This window comes from Candidatus Zixiibacteriota bacterium, from assembly GCA_022865345.1.
Taxonomy (GTDB): Bacteria; Zixibacteria; MSB-5A5; order MSB-5A5; family RBG-16-43-9; genus RBG-16-43-9.
On sequence record JALHSU010000225.1, the window covers coordinates 1 to 3,306 of the forward strand.

The 3,306-nt window shown below is 40.3% G+C and carries 2 protein-coding genes; both read right to left on the reverse strand.

Features of this window, described 5'->3' with window-relative positions:
* Positions 1-31: 31 nt before the first annotated feature.
* Entirely contained in the window at positions 32-727 is a 696-nt protein-coding gene (locus MUP17_10840) for a nucleotidyl transferase AbiEii/AbiGii toxin family protein (GenBank protein ID MCJ7459475.1), read from the reverse strand.
* Between the two features lie 694 nt (positions 728-1,421).
* Positions 1,422-2,474 (reverse strand): HEAT repeat domain-containing protein, encoded by a 1,053-nt coding sequence (locus MUP17_10845; protein MCJ7459476.1) that lies wholly within the window; start codon positions 2,472-2,474, stop codon positions 1,422-1,424.
* Positions 2,475-3,306 lie beyond the last annotated feature (832 nt).

The following is a 3,306-nucleotide window of genomic DNA, read 5'->3' on the forward strand; positions in this document are numbered from 1 at the left end:
CACAGCCAGTTTGTTTTCATTTTTTATCACCTCAAATTAGCCTCTCCGGTATTCTCTTTAAATTCTCATCATCCAAATGTGTTATTACTCTTACAGTATCAACTTCCGGAACTAAATCCAGGAGCTCAATTTTTAAGTCCATCCGGTTAAATCCCCTGTACCAGGCAACAATAGCTTCTGCTTTACCGTAGGGAAAATATTTAAAGAAAAATTCTGACAGGGCCCTGTGATGTTTTGATAAATAGTAGAGATCAAATAAGTCTTTTACACTATGCCGGCCGGCACTAATTATTCTGCCGGTTGTATCTTGTTTTTTGGCTGTTCCTATGCCAGCAGATATTTTTCTGCAGTAGATATCTTCCGGGGAATGCATCCCATTTTTTATTCTTTTGATGTTCTTCTCGAAATCCTGGACAAAATCTATCTTTAAAACACACCGTCTCTTAAGGCCTAAAGAATAAACCTTCATAGGTACTAGCCTGGGGTCGTCTTGCTCAGCCTCTAACTTAAAGTCAAAACCACTTTCTTTAGAAACAAAGCTCATTACTTGATCCGGATCCTCTTTTCTATAATCCTGGGTAAAAAAATCCAAGTCCTGAGAAAACCTGTGATCGAAATAAAAAGATAGCGCTGTTCCTCCGGTCAGATAGTATTTTGGAAATTTACCTGTCACAAGCCTGGCTATTTTTCTTTGCTCACTTTTAATATAAGAAATTTTACCTTTCATCTTTCACTCTCAAAATAACTATACTACTTATAAGTAGTATCTGTCAACAAATAATTAAATTTTTAACTTACAAGCCTCCTGGCTTTAGTAATTTAAGGTGCCGGCTTAGGCCCCTGGATATAGGTCCTTTAAAATATGCGATTTGAGAGGTTTGAATCTGTTAGCCAGGGAAATAATCTATTAAGTGATATTTTTACGGCTTCTATCAGGCAGTTTTTTGCGTTTTAAGCTATAACTGTGAATGACTTCATGCCGTTTTCTACATCTATGTTGGCCAGGGTGATGTAGATTGTTGTGGTGCCTGGTTTGATGAGAAAATTTATTATGAGATTAGCCCTACTAGTGCAAGGGTAAAACTTTAAAATAAGTAACGGATTTTGTCTCCAAAGCAGGTAACGGATTTTGGAAGAGATAAAACTTTATTTTGATAAACCTGAAGATAAAAAATCACTATAGAAAGCTACGGATTTTGGAAAATACTGCTTGCTTATATCATAGAAGCAGAGCCACTTTCAGTACCACATGCTCTGTTTTATCAAGGAATGTAAACTATAGCCTGATTTTGGTATCGGTATAGGGGTTGAGCACCTCCGGGAGGACTCTGGGGGTAACTCATCACATTGGGGCAAGGTGTATAGTAGTCAGTGGAACAACGCAAAGAGACCGAGTGTAACTACTGCTTCGAGGATCAATATCACTTCCTTATCTTCCCAAGAGCTTCTGCTGCACAAAATCGGACATAGATATTTTCATCCTTTAAAGCCTCTCTTAGAGGTTCTACTGCTCTAGTATCTCCTATCCTCCCAAGAGCTGCTGCTGCCCACTTTCGGACATTCCAAACTTTATCCTTTAAGGCCTCCATTAGAGGTTCTACAGCCCTTGCATCTTTAATCATCCTAAGAGCTTCTGCTGCCCTCCACCGGACATTATAATCTTCATCTTTTAAAGCCTTAATTAGAGATTTTACAGCTCTCTCGTCTCCTATCTTTATAAGAGCTTCTGCTGCATTACTTCGGACATCCCAATCTTCATCCTTTAAAGCCTCAATTAGAGGTTCTACGGCTCTTTTATCTCCTATATTCCCAAGAGCCCATGCTGCCAGCCTTTGGACATTGGGATCTTTATCCTTTAAAGCCTCGATCAGAGGCTCTACAGCTCTTTTATCTCCTATCCTCCCAAGAGCCCTTGCTGCACCACTTCGGACACTTCTATCTTCATCATTTAAAGCCTCAATTAGAGGCCCTACGGCTGGTTCGCCTATCTTCCCAAGAGCTTCTGCTGCACTCCATTGGACATCACTCTTTACATCCTTTAAAGCCTTAATCAGAGGTTCTACAGTTCTTGCATCTCCTATATCCCCCAGAACTATGGAAAGTGGATCAAATACTTCTACGCATGTGTAATGGCTACCATAGCGACTCTGAAGCGTTCCTTCAACTGATGGATGGCTCACCCGTTCCCCCGTTTTATCTGTGCCAGAGAAGTCCGCATCACATTCCTCGAACCATTTGTGAAGCCTGCTGGTCTGTTCAACGCTGTCGTCTCCTTCTGTACCGCGCATTACCAGAACGCCAACACACCAATGTTCATCAACCTTGCAATGCACCAGACCCACCTCAGACGGGCAATCGAAGGGGAACTTCTTACCCTTTTCTATTCCCTCACGCAATTTTCCGAAGAAGCCGCGGGCATCGGCTTCACCGTCCTGACCTTGATAGTACCAACTCAATAGGTATAGGCGATTCATAATTATCTCCTCGTATAATAAGATAATAATAATTTACTGTTAATATTTTCTGTTTTAAGATTAGCTTCTTTTTTATGTTTTTTATTTATTTACCCTATGCGGAAAATTTTAACACTAAAAAGCAATTTATAAAAACCCTTTAAATGACTTCATACCGTTTTCGACATCTATGTTTGCCAGGGTGATATAGATTGTGGTTGTGCCTGGTTTGATAAGAAAATTTATTATGAATTCAGTCCTATAGAGGCAAAGATTAAATTTTAAAAAGCAACGAATTCTGTCTCCAAAGCAGGTAACGGATTTTGGAAGAGATAAAACTTTATTTTGATAAACCTGAAGATAAAAAATCACTATAGAAAGCTACGGATTTTGGAAAATACTGCTTGCTTATATCATAGAAGCAGAGCCACTTTTAGTGCTATGTACCTATTTTAGTAAGGGATACAAGCTTCTGCTTAATTTGGTATCGGTATTGGGGTTTAGCCCTCCGGAAAACTCTGGGGGCTGCTTATCACACTAGGGCCAGGCGAATAACAACCAGAACCGCAAGTGCCAGTATAATTACTGCCCCGGCAACAGATATTATTCTAGAAACTATGGTTGAAATATAATACATAGGAAACCTCCGGACCTTCTTCTAAGCAATTGCAGATAACGTCCGAGCGTAGACGACGTTTTTGGCGTAGCGAAACGTAGTCAAAAATGTGGCGAAGCCCGGAGGCGCGGAGCGCCGGAGCGTCTACGCTTTGTTGGGCGATGTTGCGCCACAACTCGTTTAACTAATGACTTCTTTGATTCCTATATCCTGTGAAAATCTCAATAAATATCCATC

Bases quoted from the DNA above. Each gene is read 5' to 3' on its own strand.
- MUP17_10840 (MCJ7459475.1), bottom strand. From the start codon at position 727: ATGAAAGGTAAAATTTCTTATATTAAAAGTGAGCAAAGAAAAATAGCC.
- MUP17_10845 (MCJ7459476.1), bottom strand. From the start codon at position 2,474: ATGAATCGCCTATACCTATTGAGTTGGTACTATCAAGGTCAGGACGGT.